13 protein-coding genes and 1 pseudogene are annotated in these 13,840 nt (G+C 71.4%); 6 read left to right on the forward strand and 8 right to left on the reverse strand.

Annotated elements, in window-relative coordinates; translation table 11 throughout:
- A pseudogene (locus RISW2_RS23655) lies at positions 1–452 on the reverse strand (hypothetical protein); the annotation flags it as partial.
- Between the two features lie 142 nt (positions 453–594).
- Here RISW2_RS23655 and infC point away from each other — a divergent pair.
- A complete protein-coding gene (gene infC / locus RISW2_RS19115; protein WP_425277798.1) occupies positions 595–1,191 on the forward strand; it encodes a translation initiation factor IF-3 in 597 nt (198 codons plus the stop codon).
- Positions 1,192–1,323: 132 nt separating this feature from the next.
- On the opposite strand, the gene RISW2_RS19120 is transcribed toward infC, so the two are convergent.
- The 6 genes from RISW2_RS19120 to cysG all read right to left on the reverse strand — a co-directional run bounded on the left by RISW2_RS19120 (position 1,324) and on the right by cysG (position 6,945).
- On the reverse strand, positions 1,324–2,178 hold the full coding sequence (locus RISW2_RS19120; RefSeq protein ID WP_043774122.1) for a ferredoxin--NADP reductase: 855 nt from the start codon (positions 2,176–2,178) through the stop codon (positions 1,324–1,326).
- Positions 2,179–2,272: 94 nt separating this feature from the next.
- The gene (locus RISW2_RS19125) at positions 2,273–2,665 is read right to left on the reverse strand and encodes a DUF934 domain-containing protein (RefSeq protein WP_043774123.1); all 393 of its coding nucleotides are present in this window, start codon (positions 2,663–2,665) and stop codon (positions 2,273–2,275) included.
- Positions 2,662–3,390 (reverse strand): phosphoadenylyl-sulfate reductase, encoded by a 729-nt coding sequence (locus tag RISW2_RS19130; RefSeq protein WP_051492172.1) that lies wholly within the window; start codon positions 3,388–3,390, stop codon positions 2,662–2,664. Before RISW2_RS19130 ends, RISW2_RS19125 begins: the two co-directional genes overlap by 4 nt.
- Positions 3,391–3,448: 58 nt before the next feature.
- A complete protein-coding gene (locus RISW2_RS19135) occupies positions 3,449–5,137 on the reverse strand; it encodes a nitrite/sulfite reductase (protein WP_043774125.1) in 1,689 nt (562 codons plus the stop codon).
- A 57-nt stretch (positions 5,138–5,194) separates the two neighbouring features.
- The gene (locus tag RISW2_RS19140; RefSeq protein WP_043774126.1) at positions 5,195–5,494 is read right to left on the reverse strand and encodes a DUF2849 domain-containing protein; all 300 of its coding nucleotides are present in this window, start codon (positions 5,492–5,494) and stop codon (positions 5,195–5,197) included.
- Positions 5,494–6,945 carry a siroheme synthase CysG gene (gene cysG, locus RISW2_RS19145; protein ID WP_043774127.1) on the reverse strand — a complete coding sequence of 484 codons (1,452 nt, stop codon included), beginning with the start codon at positions 6,943–6,945 and terminating at the stop codon, positions 5,494–5,496. The genes RISW2_RS19140 and cysG overlap by 1 nt, the downstream gene beginning before the upstream one ends.
- A 150-nt stretch (positions 6,946–7,095) precedes the next feature.
- Here cysG and RISW2_RS19150 point away from each other — a divergent pair, with 150 nt between their 5' ends.
- Positions 7,096–7,554, forward strand: a complete 459-nt coding sequence (locus RISW2_RS19150; RefSeq protein WP_043774151.1) for an Lrp/AsnC family transcriptional regulator — start codon at positions 7,096–7,098, stop codon at positions 7,552–7,554.
- Between the two features lie 6 nt (positions 7,555–7,560).
- Here RISW2_RS19150 and RISW2_RS19155 read toward each other — a convergent pair whose 3' ends face one another.
- Positions 7,561–8,736 carry a cytochrome P450 gene (locus RISW2_RS19155; protein WP_043774128.1) on the reverse strand — a complete coding sequence of 392 codons (1,176 nt, stop codon included), beginning with the start codon at positions 8,734–8,736 and terminating at the stop codon, positions 7,561–7,563.
- A gap of 61 nt (positions 8,737–8,797) precedes the next feature.
- Between RISW2_RS19155 and RISW2_RS19160 the strand changes: the two genes are divergently transcribed.
- The 4 genes from RISW2_RS19160 to RISW2_RS19175 all read left to right on the forward strand — a co-directional run bounded on the left by RISW2_RS19160 (position 8,798) and on the right by RISW2_RS19175 (position 13,838).
- Positions 8,798–10,546, forward strand: coding sequence for a sensor histidine kinase (locus tag RISW2_RS19160; protein WP_043774129.1), 1,749 nt, complete (start codon positions 8,798–8,800; stop codon positions 10,544–10,546).
- Entirely contained in the window at positions 10,543–11,766 is a 1,224-nt protein-coding gene (locus RISW2_RS19165; protein ID WP_043774130.1) for a sigma-54-dependent transcriptional regulator, read from the forward strand. Before RISW2_RS19160 ends, RISW2_RS19165 begins: the two co-directional genes overlap by 4 nt.
- Before the next feature lie 295 nt (positions 11,767–12,061).
- The gene (locus tag RISW2_RS19170) at positions 12,062–13,063 is read left to right on the forward strand and encodes a DctP family TRAP transporter solute-binding subunit (protein WP_043774131.1); all 1,002 of its coding nucleotides are present in this window, start codon (positions 12,062–12,064) and stop codon (positions 13,061–13,063) included.
- 85 nt (positions 13,064–13,148) lie between these two features.
- Positions 13,149–13,838, forward strand: coding sequence for a TRAP transporter small permease (locus RISW2_RS19175; protein WP_043774132.1), 690 nt, complete (start codon positions 13,149–13,151; stop codon positions 13,836–13,838).
- The last annotated feature ends 2 nt before the right edge of the window (positions 13,839–13,840 follow it).

Consider the following 13,840-nt stretch of genomic DNA (forward strand, 5'->3'; position numbering starts at 1 on the left):
GCGGCGCGGGCCGCTTCCCCGGCCGCGCGGGCCACGTCGCTCACCGTGGCGTCGACCTCGCCCGCCGCGGCGCGGGTCGCCTCGCGCGCGGTCTCCTCCGCGCCCTCTGCCGCCTCGCCGGCCGCGTCCACGGCCGAGGACACCGCCTCGCTCAGGGTGTCGGCGGCGCCGGTCGCGGCGGTCTCGGCCGCGCGCTGCGCCTCCTCGGCGGCCTCGACCGCGTCATCCGCCGCGTCCTCGATCGCGAGCTCCGCATCCTCGACGGCCGCCTCGGTTTCCGCCTCGACCTCGGCCCCGGCGGACGCCAAGTCGTCCGCGGCCTCTTCCGCCGGCGCCGTGTCCTCGGCGGAAGGCGCCGGCAACGCCTCGTCCGTCTCCTGCGGGCGCAGGAACAGCGCCCACGCCCCGATGAGCACCACGATGACCGCCGCGATCCAACCCGCACTCCGCATCCGCACCATTCCTTCCGTCACGTGTTCCGTCACGGCGCGCGTCCGGCGCGCGCCTCTCGGTCGTGCACATGGGGTGCCGGGAGCGCCAGACAACCGCGCCCCGCGCGGTCGTGAGCCATGTTTTGCCGCTTGAAACCGGGGAGTGGCGAAGTTACCTTGCGCCCCTGACTCTCTCAACGATCACAGGAGCCTTGCCATAGCCCGCAGACCTCACAACGCGCCGCCCACGCGCGACACCGGCCCCCGCGTCAACGACCGCATCCGCGTGGCCGAAATCCGTCTGATCGGCCCGGACGGGGAGAACGTCGGGGTGGTGACACCCGCGCGTGGCCTCGAACTCGCCGAAGCTGCCGGACTCGACCTCGTCGAGATCTCGCCGAACGCCACTCCACCGGTCTGCAAGATCATGGACTTCGGCAAGTTCAAGTACGAGCAGCAGAAACGCGAGGCCGAGGCGCGCAAGAAGCAGAAGGTGATCGAGGTCAAGGAAGTCAAGTTCCGCCCGAACACCGACACGCACGACTACGAAGTGAAGATGAAGAACGTCGTGAAGTTCCTCGAACACGGCGACAAGGTGAAGGTGACGCTCCGCTTCCGCGGCCGCGAGATGGCGCACCAGAACCTCGGGCGCGACCTGCTCGAACGCGTGGCGGAGGACGTGAAGGAAATCGGCAAGGTCGAGAACATGCCGAAGATGGAAGGCCGCCAGATGGTCATGATGATCGGCCCGGTGAAGTAACGCCGCCGAACCACCATCGCGGAACCACACGTTTCCGGAAAGACGAAGGGCGCTCTTGGCGCCCTTTTTCGTGTCCGGTCGTCGGAGGTCGTGGCGCGGGTCCCGTGCGGCCCGCGCCACGACGAAAAGAGGTCAGTCGAGGAAGGCCTTCTCGACCACGTAGTGGCGCGGCGCGGAATTCGCGCCCTCTTCGAGTCCGTAGCCCTCGAGCAGTTCCTTGATCTCGAGGTTGAAGGCGAGGTTGCCGCAGACCATGGCGCGGTCGCGCTCGGGGCTCATGGGCTCGACGCCCAGGTCCTCGAACACCTTGCCCGAGCGCATGAGATCGGTGATGCGGCCCATGGTCGGGCTCTGCTCGCGCGTCGTGGTCGGGTAATAGCGCAGCTTGGCGAGGTTCTCGGTCCCGATCAGCTCGGCCAGCAGTTCGTCGTTGCGGATCGTCTCGATCAGCTCGGCGCCGTAGGCGAGCTCGCCCACCTCGCGGCAGGTGTGGGTCAGGATGACCTCGTCGTAATCCTCGTAGGTCTGCGGATCGCGCAGCAGCGACGCGAAGGGCGCGATGCCCGTGCCGGTGGCGAAGAGCCAGAGCCGCTTGCCCGGCAGCAGCGCGTCGTGCACCAGCGTGCCCACCGGCTTCGGCCGCAGGATGATCTCGTCGCCGGGCTGGATGTGCTGCAGCTTCGAGGTCAGCGGGCCGTCCTGCACCTTGATCGAGTAGAACTCGAGCTCCTCGTCCCAGGAGGGCGAGGCGATGGAATAGGCGCGCAGCAGCGGTTTCTGCTTGCCGGTGGCGGGATCGGGATCGCCCATGAGGCCGATCATCACGAACTCGCCCGAGCGGAACCGCAGCGAGGCCGGGCGCGACACCCGGAACGAGAACAGCCTGTCGGTCCAGTGCCGCACCGATGTCACGGTCTGCGCGTCGGGGAGGGTCGGTTTGTTCACGGGTTTCGCCTGCGCGTCTGTCACGGGTCTCTGCTCTGTCATGTCACATCCTCGCGGGCGCTGAAAGGGCGCCGCCATTTTGTTAGCATACAAACAAGTTTCAGGAAAGCGCGACGTGATGCCGCGCGGGCCCGGATCAGCCCCGGATGCGCGCCTGGTAGTCGTGCGCGCGCCAGTCGGCGCGGGCCATCCACTGGTCCTCGGGCTGCCGCTCGGCCAGATCGTCGGCGATCTCGACCTCGTCGAAACCCGCGCGCCGCGCCATGGCGTACTGGTCGGCGATCACGTGGCCCTGCGCCCGAAGCCGCCCGCGATAGCCGCGCAGACGCAGGAGCCGCGCCAGCGTGAAGCCGCGCCCGTCCGAGAAGGAGGGGAAGGCCACCCGGACCATGCGGACCGACCCGAGCCGGTCCGCCACCTCGGGCGCGTCGAGGTCGGCGTCGGAGGCAAGGTCCAGCGCCTCGGCGCCCTCGAACCCGTCCGTCCAGTCGTCGGGGCCGAAGCCCCTGTCGGTCACGATCACGCTCATGCCCGTTCTCCCGTTCTCGCGGCGCGTCCGTCGATGAAGTGGATGCCGCATTCGTCCTTGTCCTGCCCGCGCCAGCGTCCCGCGCGCGGATCCTCGCCCTCGGCCACCTTCGTGGTGCAGGGCTGGCACCCGATCGACGGGTAGCCCTGCGCCACCAGAGGATGCCGGGGCAGGCGGTTCTCGTCCATGTAGGCGCGCACGTCCTCTGGCGCCCAGTGCGCCAGCGGGTTCACCTTGATCCGGCCCGTCGCCTCCTCGAGCTCGAAGAAGTCGAGCGCGGCGCGGCGGCCGGACTGGTAACGCTTGCGCCCCGTGATCCAGCCGTCGAACCCCTCGAGCGCGGTCTCGAGCGGCACGGTCTTGCGCAGCGCGCAGCACGCGTCCGGGTCCGAGAAGCGCAGCGCGCCGTAGGGATCGCGCGCCTTGAGCGTCTCCTCGTCGGTGCGCAGGATGCGCACGTCGCGCAGGCCCAGCCGCTCGGCCACCTCCGCCTGGTAGACCAGCGTCTCGGCGAAGAGAAGGCGGGTGTCGATGAACAGGACCGGCGTCCGGCGGTCGACCATCGCCACGAGGTGCAGCAGCGCCACCGATTCCGCGCCGAAGCTCGAGACCATGGCGATGCGCCCGGCCTCGGGGTCGTTCAGCGCCCCGCGCAGGACGTCCGTCGCGCCGTGATGCCGGTAGCGCGCGTTGAGCTTCGCCACCCGGTCGCGCAGCGCGGCCATCCGGTCCCCGTCCGGGCCCGGGGTCGGGGTCCCGGCATCGGGGTCGGGTCTGATCGGATCAAGCCGCATCTGCCCGTGCCTCGTCTTTCGACGTGCCCTTGGCGGGGTAGAGCGCCGCCTTGAACGGCCCCATGCCCACCCGGCGATAGGTCTCGAGGAACGTCTCGCCGGGGCCCTCGCGCTCGGAGAGGTAGGTGGTCACGATGGTCTCGATCGCCGGCACGATCTCCTCGGCCGAGAAGCCGGGGCCGGTGCGCTCGCCGAGCGCCGCATCCTGCGTGTGATCGCCGCCAAGCGTGATCTGGTAGTTCTCGACGCCCGCGCGGTCGAGCCCGAGGATGCCGATATGGCCCACGTGGTGATGGCCGCAGGCGTTGATGCAGCCCGAGATCTTGATCTTGAGCGCGCCGATCTCGTGCTCGATCTTCAGCTCGTCGAAGCGCGTCGCGATCTCCTGCGCGATGGGGATCGACCGCGCCGTGGCGAGCGCGCAGTAATCCATGCCCGGGCAGGCGATGATGTCCGACACGAGCCCGATATTCGCGGTGGCCAGGCCGTGCGCGCGCAGGATGGCGTGCAGCTCCGGCAGGTCGGACTTGTGCACGTGCGGCAGCACCACGTTCTGCTCGTGGCTGATGCGCAGCTCGTCGTGGCCGAACCGTTCGGCCAGGTCCGCCATCACGCGCATCTGCTCGGCGGTGGCGTCGCCCGGCGTCGCGCCGTGCGCCTTGAGGCTGATCTCGACGATGGCATAGCCCGGCGCGCGGTGGGCGCTCAGGTTCGTGTCGGCCCAGGCGCGGAACACCGGGTCGGCATCGCGCGCGGCGTCGTAGGCGTCGGTCGGCGCGTTGCGGAACGCGGGCGCGGCGAACTGCGCCTCGATCCCGCGCAGGAGCTCGAGGTCGACGCCCGAGAACTGCGGCCGGACTTCGGCAAAGCGCGCCTCGACCATCTCGCGGATCGCGTCGATCCCGTGCTCGTGCACGGTGATCTTGATGCGGGCCTTGTACTTGTTGTCGCGCCGGCCGAGCAGGTTCCACACCGACACGATGGCCTCGAGATAGGGCAGCAGGTCCGCCTGCGACACGAAGCCGTTGATGACCTTGCCGATCATCGGCGTCCGGCCGAGGCCGCCGCCCACCAGCACCGCGTAGCCGATCTCGCCCGCGTCGTTCCGGACGATGCGCAGGCCGATGTCGTGCGCCGCCGTCACCGCGCGGTCGTTGGGCGCGCCGGTCACGGCGATCTTGAACTTGCGCGGCAGGAACTGGAATTCCGGGTGGTCGGTCGACCATTGCCGGATCAGCTCGGCCACCGGGCGCGGATCCGCGATCTCGTCGGCGGCGGCGCCGGCGAAATGGTCCGCGGTGACGTTGCGGATCGTGTTGCCCGAGGTCTGGATCGCGTGCATGCCGACCTCGGCCAGCGCGTCCAGCATGTCCGGCACGTCGCGCAGTTCGGGCCAGTTGTACTGGATGTTCTGCCGCGTGGTGAAGTGGCCGTAGCCCTTGTCCCAGCGCTCGGCGAGATAGGCGAGCTGGCGCATCTTGGCGCTGTCGAGCGTGCCGTAGGGGATCGCCACCCGCAGCATGTAGGCATGGAGCTGCAGGTAGAGGCCGTTCATCAGCCGGAGCGGCCGGAACTCCTCCTCGGTCAGCGATCCGTCGATGCGGCGCTCCACCTGGGCGCGGAACTGGCGGTTCCGCTCGGCCACGAAGGCGGCGTCGAACTCGTCATAGCGGTACATGGCTCTCTCCTCGGGCCCGGCGCGCGACGCGCGGCCCTGATCGCTCTGTGGGATGTCTCAGGCGTCGGCCTGCTTGCCGTGGAACCGGTTCGACGGCCCGGTGCGGCGGAACGCCTCGCGGAAATGCACGGGCTCTGGTCCCGCATCGCCGGGCGCCATGTCGGCGAGGTAGACGCCCACGACCTCGGACGTGCGCTTCTCCGCCTCGATCAGGCGGATCTGCGCGTCGGCCTCGTCGGTCAGAAGCTCGGCCTCGGACAGCCGGCGCGTCCAGCTGCCATCCTCGGCGAGGTAGACGACGTCACCCTCGAGAAGCGCGTTCGCGGTGACGACCTTGGGGGTGAAGGGACGGGGCATCAGAGCGCCTCCTGCGTTGCGTGTGTCGCGCGGCCGGACGCGGCGTCCGGCGCAAGGGAAGGGGGTGCGGCCAGGGCCGCCTCGGCCGCCCGCGGCGCGAGCCCGTAGAGGACCAGCGCGGGCCCGGCGAGGCCGGCCTCGGCGATCGCGCCGGGCAGCGCGTCGAGCGTGGTCGCCAGCACCCGCTGGTCGGCCCGGCTCGCGTTCTCGACCACCGTCACCGGCGTCGCGCGGTCGGCGCCGTGCATGATGAGCCGCCCCTGGATGAAGCGCGCGGCGCGCTTGCCCATGTAGATCGCGGCGACGCCCCCTGGCGCGGCCAGCGCGCGCCAGTCCTGCTCGGCGAAGCCCTTCATGTCGTGCCCGGTCAGGAACCGCACCGAGGCGTTGCGCCCGCGCCGCGTCAGGCTCTGCCCGATGGCCGCGACCGAGGCCGAGGCCGCGGTGATGCCGGGCACCACATGCCAGGACACGCCCGCGGCGTCGCAGGCCTCGATCTCCTCGTCCAGCCGTCCGAACACCGTGGGGTCGCCGCCCTTGAGGCGCACCACCTGCGCGCCCTCCTGCGCGTGCTTCACGATCAGCGCGTCGATCTCGCCCTGCGTCATGGACGGGCCGAACCCTTCCTTGCCGGCATCGATCATCACCGCCTCGCGGCGGGCGAGCTCGAGGATCTCGGGCGCGACCAGCCGGTCGTGGATCACCACGTCCGCGGTGTCGAGCGCGCGGCGCGCCTTCAGGGTCAGAAGTTCCGGGTCGCCCGGTCCCGCGCCGACGAAGGCCACGTGCCCCGGTGCGTCCTCGGCCGCCCGGTGGCGGGCGAGGAGACGCTCGAGCGCTGCCTGGGCGGCCGCCTCGGCATCGGCGTCCTCGGCCGCGTCGGCCGCGCGCGGACCCTCGGCGAAATAGTAGTCGGCCCAGAAATCGCGCCGGCGCCGGCCCATGGGCAGCGCCTCGGCCGCGCGGCGGAACGCCTTGCCCACCCGGGCCAGGAGGCCCAGCCGTGCCGGCAGCCGCGCCTCGAGATCGGCCTTGATCGCGCGGGCGAGGACCGGGGCCGCGCCCTCGGTGCCGATGGCGACGGTGACCGGGTCGCGGTCGACGATGGCGGGGGTGATGAACTGGCTGTCCGCCAGGTTGTCGACGACGTTGACGAGCGCGCCGTCGGCGCGCGCGATGGCCGAGGTGCGCGCGTCCTCGGCGGCATCCTCGTCCGCGGCATAGAAGAGCACCGCGCAGAGCGCGTCGCCCGGCGCCATGGCGCGGCGCACGAGCCGCAGGCGCCCGGCCTCCGCCCACGCGGCGATCTCGGGCGCGGCGTCCTCGGCGAACACCGTCAGGTGCGCCTCGGTCTTGAGCAGGAGCCGCAGCTTGGCCAGCGCGGCCTCGCCGCCGCCGGACAGCACCACGCGCCGCCCGGCGAGCGCCACGAAGATCGGAAAATGTTGCATGGGGCATCCTCCGCCAGGCCGTCGTCACTTGCAGGAGATATAGAATTTTGTCCCGGTTTCTGGCTAGGGGAGTGGCGAAACAAGGACATTCGTTCTAAGGAGGGGAGGGGCGATGGTCGATCGTCCGTGAGCATGGAGGCTGGCGGAACGATGGTCCGCATCGACGCGACGGATCGGAAAATCCTCTCGGAACTGCAACGCGACGCGGGACAGTCGCTGGACGAGATCGCCCGCGCGGTGGGGTCGTCGAAGACGCCCGTGTGGAACCGCATCCGCAAGCTGCGCGAGGCCGGCGTGATCGGCGCGCAGACCGTGCGGCTCGACCCCGAGGCGCTGGGCTTCGAGGCGTGCTTCTTCGTGCTGATCCGCACGTCCGAGCACGAGGCCGACTGGCAGCGCCGCTTTCTCGAGGCGCTGCAGAAACGCCCCGAGGTTCAGGAGGCGCACCGCCTCGCGGGCGACATCGACTACATCCTCAAGGTCCGCGTGCAGAACGCGCGCGCCTACGACGCCTTCTACCAGGCGCTGATCTCCGAGGTGAAGGTGCACAACGTCACCGCGCTGCTGTCGATGGAGGAGATCAAGTCGACGACCGACCTGCCGCTCTGAGGCGCGTCAGTCCCAGCGCACCGGCAGCGCCTCGAGGCCGCGGAAATGGTAGCTGTCGCGGTAGCGCGGCGCCTCCGCGAGCCTGAGCCGCGGCAGCCGGGCGAAGAGGATGGGCAGCGCCACCTTCAGCTCGAGCCGTGCGAGCGGCGCGCCCACGCAGAAATGCACGCCCCCGCCGAACGCGGCGTGCCGTCCCGGCGCGCGTGCCGGGTCGAACCTGTCGGGCGCCGTGCAGAATTCCGGGTCGCGGCCCGCGGATGCCAGGAGCAGCCCCACCTGCGTCCCCGCCGCCAGGCGCGCACCGAACACCTCCACGTCCTCGTAGACCCAGCGGGTGAACAGGTGCAGCGGCGGGTCGAAGCGCAGGATCTCTTCCGCGGCCGCCTCCGCGCCCGCCTCGTCGACCCGCAGGTCCCGCTCGAGCAGCGCCTTCACCCCGTTGCCGATCGCGTGCACCGTCGCCTCGTGCCCGGCATTCAGCAGCAGGATGCAGGTGGCGATCAGCTCGTCCGTGGACAGCCGCGAGCCGTCCTCCTCGGCCGCGATCAGGTGGGTCAGCAGGTCGTCCGCCGGCTGCGCCCGACGGGCATCGATGTAACCCCGCAGGAAATCGGCGAAGTCGCGCGCCGCCGCCGCCGCGCGGTCCTCGACGGCGCGCGTGCGGCCCGCCTGGTACATCGCCACCATGTCGTGCGACCAGCGCAGCAGGTCGTCCGCCATCTCCTCCGGCACGCCGAGGAGCCGCGCGATGACGATCACCGGCAGCCGCTCGGCGAAGCCCGCCAGCAGGTCGTCGCCCCCGGGTTCCAGCCCGTCGATCAGCCCGTGCGCCAGCGCCCCGATCTCGGGCCCGAGCCCCGCGATCCGCCGCGAGGTGAAGGCGCGCAGCACGAGCCCCCTCAGCCGCGTGTGCCGCGGCGGCTCGAGCTCGAGCATCGAGTGCTCCTCGACCGCCGCGAAGGGCGCGAGATGCGCGGGCCACGCGGTCTCGGCCCCCGGCGGCGCCGCGCGTCCGAGCCTGCGGTCGCGCAACAGCGCGTCGACCGCCCGGTGCGACGCGGCACAGGGCATTCCGTAGTCCTGCCAGATCGCGATGTCGCCGGCGCCGCGCAGGCGTGCGTAGAACGGGTAGGAGTCCTGGACGAAACTCGGCTCGCGGGGGTCTTGGGAGAATGTCTGCATCGGGGCCCTGAAACCGCTTCGCGCTGGCGCTGGCAAGGGCGAAATTGCTAACAGATCCGTCATGGGTCGGCTCGCCTCCTCCCGCGCCGCGCTGGTGGCGCTCTACCTCGCCATGACCGCCGCCGCGGCCGCGGGCACGTGGGTCTACGGCTTCGGCCAGGCGCTGGGCCCGCTCGCCGCGCGCGGCAGCTCGGACCTCGCGCTCGCCGCCGACCGGCTGGTGACCCAGCTGCAGCGCTACCGCGAGGTCGCGGTGCTGATGGCCGATCATCCCGCGCTCGTCGCGCTGCATGCGGGCGGTCCGCGCGCGGCGGCGGACCGGGTCCTGCTCGACGCCGCCGACAAGACCGGGTCGCTGTCGATGCTCTACGTCGATCTCGCGGGGCGGGTGCTGGCCGCCGCGCATCCCGGCGCGCCGCGCGCCCTGCCGCCGGGCCCGCATCTCGAGCGCGCGCGCGACGGCGCGCTGGGTCAGCGCCTGTCGGCCCGGCCCGGGGGGGCGCGCGTCTTCTCCTACGCCGCGCCGCAATTCGGCCCCGACGGGCGCGTGCACGGCATGCTCGTCGTCTCGGCCGACATCGCCCGGCTCGAACAGGTCTGGCGCGGCTCGCTGCCCACCGTCTGGTTTGCCGACGCCACCGGCACCGTGGTCGCCACCAACCGGCGCGAGCTCCTTGGCTGGCGCAAGGGCGACGGCGACGACGTGATCTCGCCCGCGGGCCGCGTCTACCGCACCACGATGCAGCGCCGCGCGGGCCTCGTCATCCGCCGGCAGGACTGGTCGCCTTACGTGCCGCCCGCGGCGCTCTACCTGACCGAGGCGCTGCCGGTGATCGGGCTCGACGCCATGGCGCTCGTTGACGTGGCGCCGGCGCGGCGCATCGCGGCGCTGCAGGCGGGGGCGGTGGCGGCGGTCGTGCTGTTCTTCGGCGCGCTCCTGTTCCTCGCCACCGAACGCCGCCGCGCGCTCGCGCAGGCCAATGCCGCCCTCGAGGGCCGCGTCTCGGCCCGGACCCGCGCGCTGTCCGAGGCGAATGCCGCGCTCCGCCGCGAGGTCGCCGAGCGGCAGGAGGCCGAGGCGGCGCTCAAGCGCGCGCAGGCCGAGCTCGTGCAGGCCGGAAAGCTGACCGCCCTCGGCAAGATGAGCGCCGGCATCAGCCACGAGCTGAACCAGCCGCTGATGGCGATCCGGTCCTTCGCCGAGAACGGGCAGGCCTTCCTCGACCGCGGCCGTCCCGACCGGGCGGCCGAGAATCTCGGGCGGATCTCCGACATGGCGGGCCGCATGGGCCGCATCATCCGCAACCTGCGCGCCTTCGCCCGGCAGGAAGCCGAGCCCGCCAGCCGGGTGGGCCTCGCCGCGGTGGTCGAGGGCGCGCTCGAGATGGTGCAGGACCGTGCGACCGCCATGGGCGCGACGCTCGACTGGCAGCGACCGGACACCCCCACGGTGGTCATGGCGGGCGAGGTGCGCCTCAGCCAGGTGATCGTGAACCTGCTGACGAACGCGCTCGATGCCATGGCCGACGCGCCCGAGCGCCGCGTGACGATCCGCGTGGGGCCGGGCGCGACCGACGGCCGCGTGGCGCTCACCGTGCGCGACACCGGCCCCGGCATCTCCGATCCCGACCGGATCTTCGACCCGTTCTATTCCACCAAGGAGGTCGGCGCGACCGAGGGCATGGGGCTCGGCCTCTCGATCTCGTACGGGCTCGTGCAGGGCTTCGGCGGACGGCTCCGGGGCGAGAACGCGCCGGGCGGCGGCGCGCTCTTCACCGTCGAGCTCGACCGCGCGGAGGCCTTCGCGTGACCCGCCGCGTGCTCCTCGTCGACGATGACGCCGCGGTGCGCGAGGCGCTGGCGCAGACGCTGGAACTGGCCGATCTCGACCCGCTCGCCGCGGGGTCCTTCGTCGAGGCAAAGGACCACATCGCGCCCGCCTTCGACGGCGTGATCCTGTCCGACATCCGGATGCCCGGGCGCGACGGCTTCCACCTGCTCGACTTCGCGCGCCGGGTCGATCCCGACCTGCCGGTGATCCTGCTGACGGGCGAGGGCGACATTCCCATGGCCGTGCGTGCCATGTCCGCGGGCGCCTTCGACTTCCTCGAGAAACCCTGCGCGCCCGCCGATCTCGTGGCGGTGGTGACGCGCGCGCTGCGCACCCGCACGCTGGTGCTCGAGAACCGTCGCCTCAAGGCCGAGCTCGAGACCGGCGATCCCGCTGCGCGGATGATCTTCGGTCTGTCCGACGCGGCCGAACGGCTGCGCGCGGCCGTCCGCCAGGCCGCCCGGCTCGGGGCAGAGGTGCTGGTCTCCGGCGCGCCCGGCACCGGCATCTCAAAGGTGGCCGAGGTCATCCACCTGACGAGTGCCCGCGGCAAGCGCCCGTTCGAGAAGCGCGCGGCCCACGGGCTCTCGCGCGACGCGCTCGCGGGGCTCTGGCAGGCCTGCGCCGGCGGCACGCTCTTTCTCGACGAGATCGCGCGCCTGCCGCTCGACAGCCAGGTCGCGCTCGTGGACGCGCTCGACGCGGGCGGCGCGGTGCTGATCGCGGGCACCACCGAGCCGCTCGAGCCTGCGCGCGAGGCGGGCACGCTCTCGGCCGAACTCTACTGGCGGCTCGGGGTGATGGAGGTGCGCATCCCTGCGCTCGCCGAGCGGCCCGAGGACATCCCCGTGCTCTTCCGCCACTACGTCGCGCAGGCGAGCGAGCAGGCGGGCCTCACCCCGCCCGAGATCACCTCCGACGTGATCGCGGGCCTGATGGCGCGGGACTGGCCCGGCAATGCCCGCGCGCTCATGTCCGAGGCGATGCGCTTCGCGCTCCGGCTCGACAGCGGCACCCGCCGCGCCGAGGGCGTGGGCCTCGCCGAACGGCTCGCGCAGGTGGAGCGCTCGCTGCTGGCCGAGGCGCTCGAGGCCTCGCAGGGACAGGCGAGCGAGGCCGCGCGCCGTCTGCGCCTGCCGCGCAAGACCTTCTATGACAAGCTCGCGCGCTACGGGCTCCGGCCCGAGGATTTCCGCTGACCCCACCGCGAATCGCCGGGCCGGCCGATTCGGCCCCTCGGGTCCGACCTGTGCGGAAATCCGCACTGGGGGCGCGAACACCCGTGCGGTTTTCCGCACGCACTGCATCCGATCCGCGCGCCGTCCGTTCGCAAGCCGCTGGATCTAAAGGATAAAAGCCCCGCCTTGCGCCCTGCGCATGGCAGGCTTGCCCCGGGCGCGAAGCGGCAGTTTCCTGCCGTCGCGGTCCGTCAGGAGGACACGACGCCACGGACCACGCACGCGCCATTTGCACGACACACCCGGGAGGATTTCCATGAAGACGCTTCTTTCGACCGCCGCGGCGGCCGCCATCGCCCTGTCCGCCGGCCAGGCCCTCGCCCAGTGCGACGACGGCGAGATCGTCATCAAGTTCAGCCACGTGACGAACGCCGACAACCACCCCAAGGGCATCGCCGCGTCGCTGCTGCAGACCCGCGTGAACGAGGAGATGAACGGGACCGCCTGCATGGAGGTCTACCCGAACTCGACCCTCTACGACGACGACCAGGTGCTCGAGGCCATGCTGCAGGGCGACGTGCAGTTCGCCGCGCCCTCGCTGTCGAAGTTCGAGCAGTTCACCAAGGTCTTCCGCATCTTCGACCTGCCGTTCATGTTCAAGAACATCGAGGCGGTCGACGCCTTCCAGGCCTCCGAGGCGGGGCAGGCGATGAAGGAATCCATGGTGCGCCGCGGCGTCCTCGGCCTCGAGTTCTGGCACAACGGGATGAAGCAGCTGTCGGCCAACAAGCCGCTGATCGAACCCGCCGACGCGCAGGGCCTGAAGTTCCGCGTGCAGCCCTCCGAGGTGCTCAAGGCGCAGTTCGAGGCGCTGGGCGCGAGCCCGCAGCCGATGGCCTTCTCCGAGGTCTACGGCGCGCTGCAGACCGGCGTGGTCGACGGGCAGGAGAACACCTGGTCGAACGTCTACGGCCAGAAGTTCTTCGAGGTGCAGGACGGCACGACCGAAACCAACCATGGCGCGCTCGACTACCTCGTGGTGGTCTCGACCGACTGGTGGGACGGGCTCGACGCGGGCGTGCGCGACCAGCTCGCCACGATCCTCAACGAGGTGACCACCGAGCGGAACGCGGCCGTGGCCGAGGTCGACGCGCAGGCGCGGCAGGCGATCCTCGATGCCGGCGGCGAGATCCGCGAGCTGACCACGGAGCAGCGCCAGATGTGGGTCGACGCGATGCTGCCCGTCTGGGACCAGTTCATCGACGACGTGGGCCAGGAAAACGTGGACGCCGCACAGGCGCTCAACGCCAACTTCTGATCCGCTCCCACGCGGGCGGCCCGGTCCCCGGACAAGGGGGCCGGGCCGGTCCGCGCGCGTGGCCCCAGCGCAGCGAGAGTTCCCGATGGCAAAGACCCCCCCGCCCGATTCGGCGCTCGGCCGTTTCGTGAACGAATTCGAGGAGACGTGCATCGCGCTGATCCTCGGCGCCATGACGCTCATCACCTTCGTGAACGTCGTCCTGCGCTACGGCTTCAACACCGGCCTCATCTGGGGCCTCGAGGCGACGTCGTTCCTGTTCGCCTGGCTCGTGCTCTTCGGCGTCAGCTACTGCGTCAAGGTGACGGCGCATCTGGGCGTCGACGCGGTGACGGGCGCGCTGCCGCCCGCATGGCAGCGCGGCATGGCGCTCGCCGCCGCCGCGATCTGCATCGCCTACGCGGCGCTCCTGATGAAGGGCGCGTGGGACTACTGGGCGAACTTCGCCAACCTGCCGCAGACCACCGGCCGCTGGTTCCCCACCGGCCTCGAGGAGATGGGCCGCACTTCCTACCGCGCCTGGTACGAGGTCATCGACATCCCGTTCCCCGAATGGCTGCGCTGGATCGAGCCGCTGATGAACGAGGGCGAGCATTACGAGAAGCTCCCCCGCTTCATCCCCTACGCCATCCTGCCGATCGGCGTGGCGCTCCTGCTCTTCCGCTTCTGCCAGGCGGCGTGGCGCATCTGGACCGGCCACAGCCGGAGCATGATCGTCAGCCACGAGGCCGAGGACGCGGTCGAGGACGTCGCCCACATGAACCGCGAGGGCTGATC

Source organism: Roseivivax isoporae LMG 25204, assembly GCF_000521865.1.
Classification (GTDB): Bacteria; Pseudomonadota; Alphaproteobacteria; order Rhodobacterales; family Rhodobacteraceae; genus Roseivivax; species Roseivivax isoporae.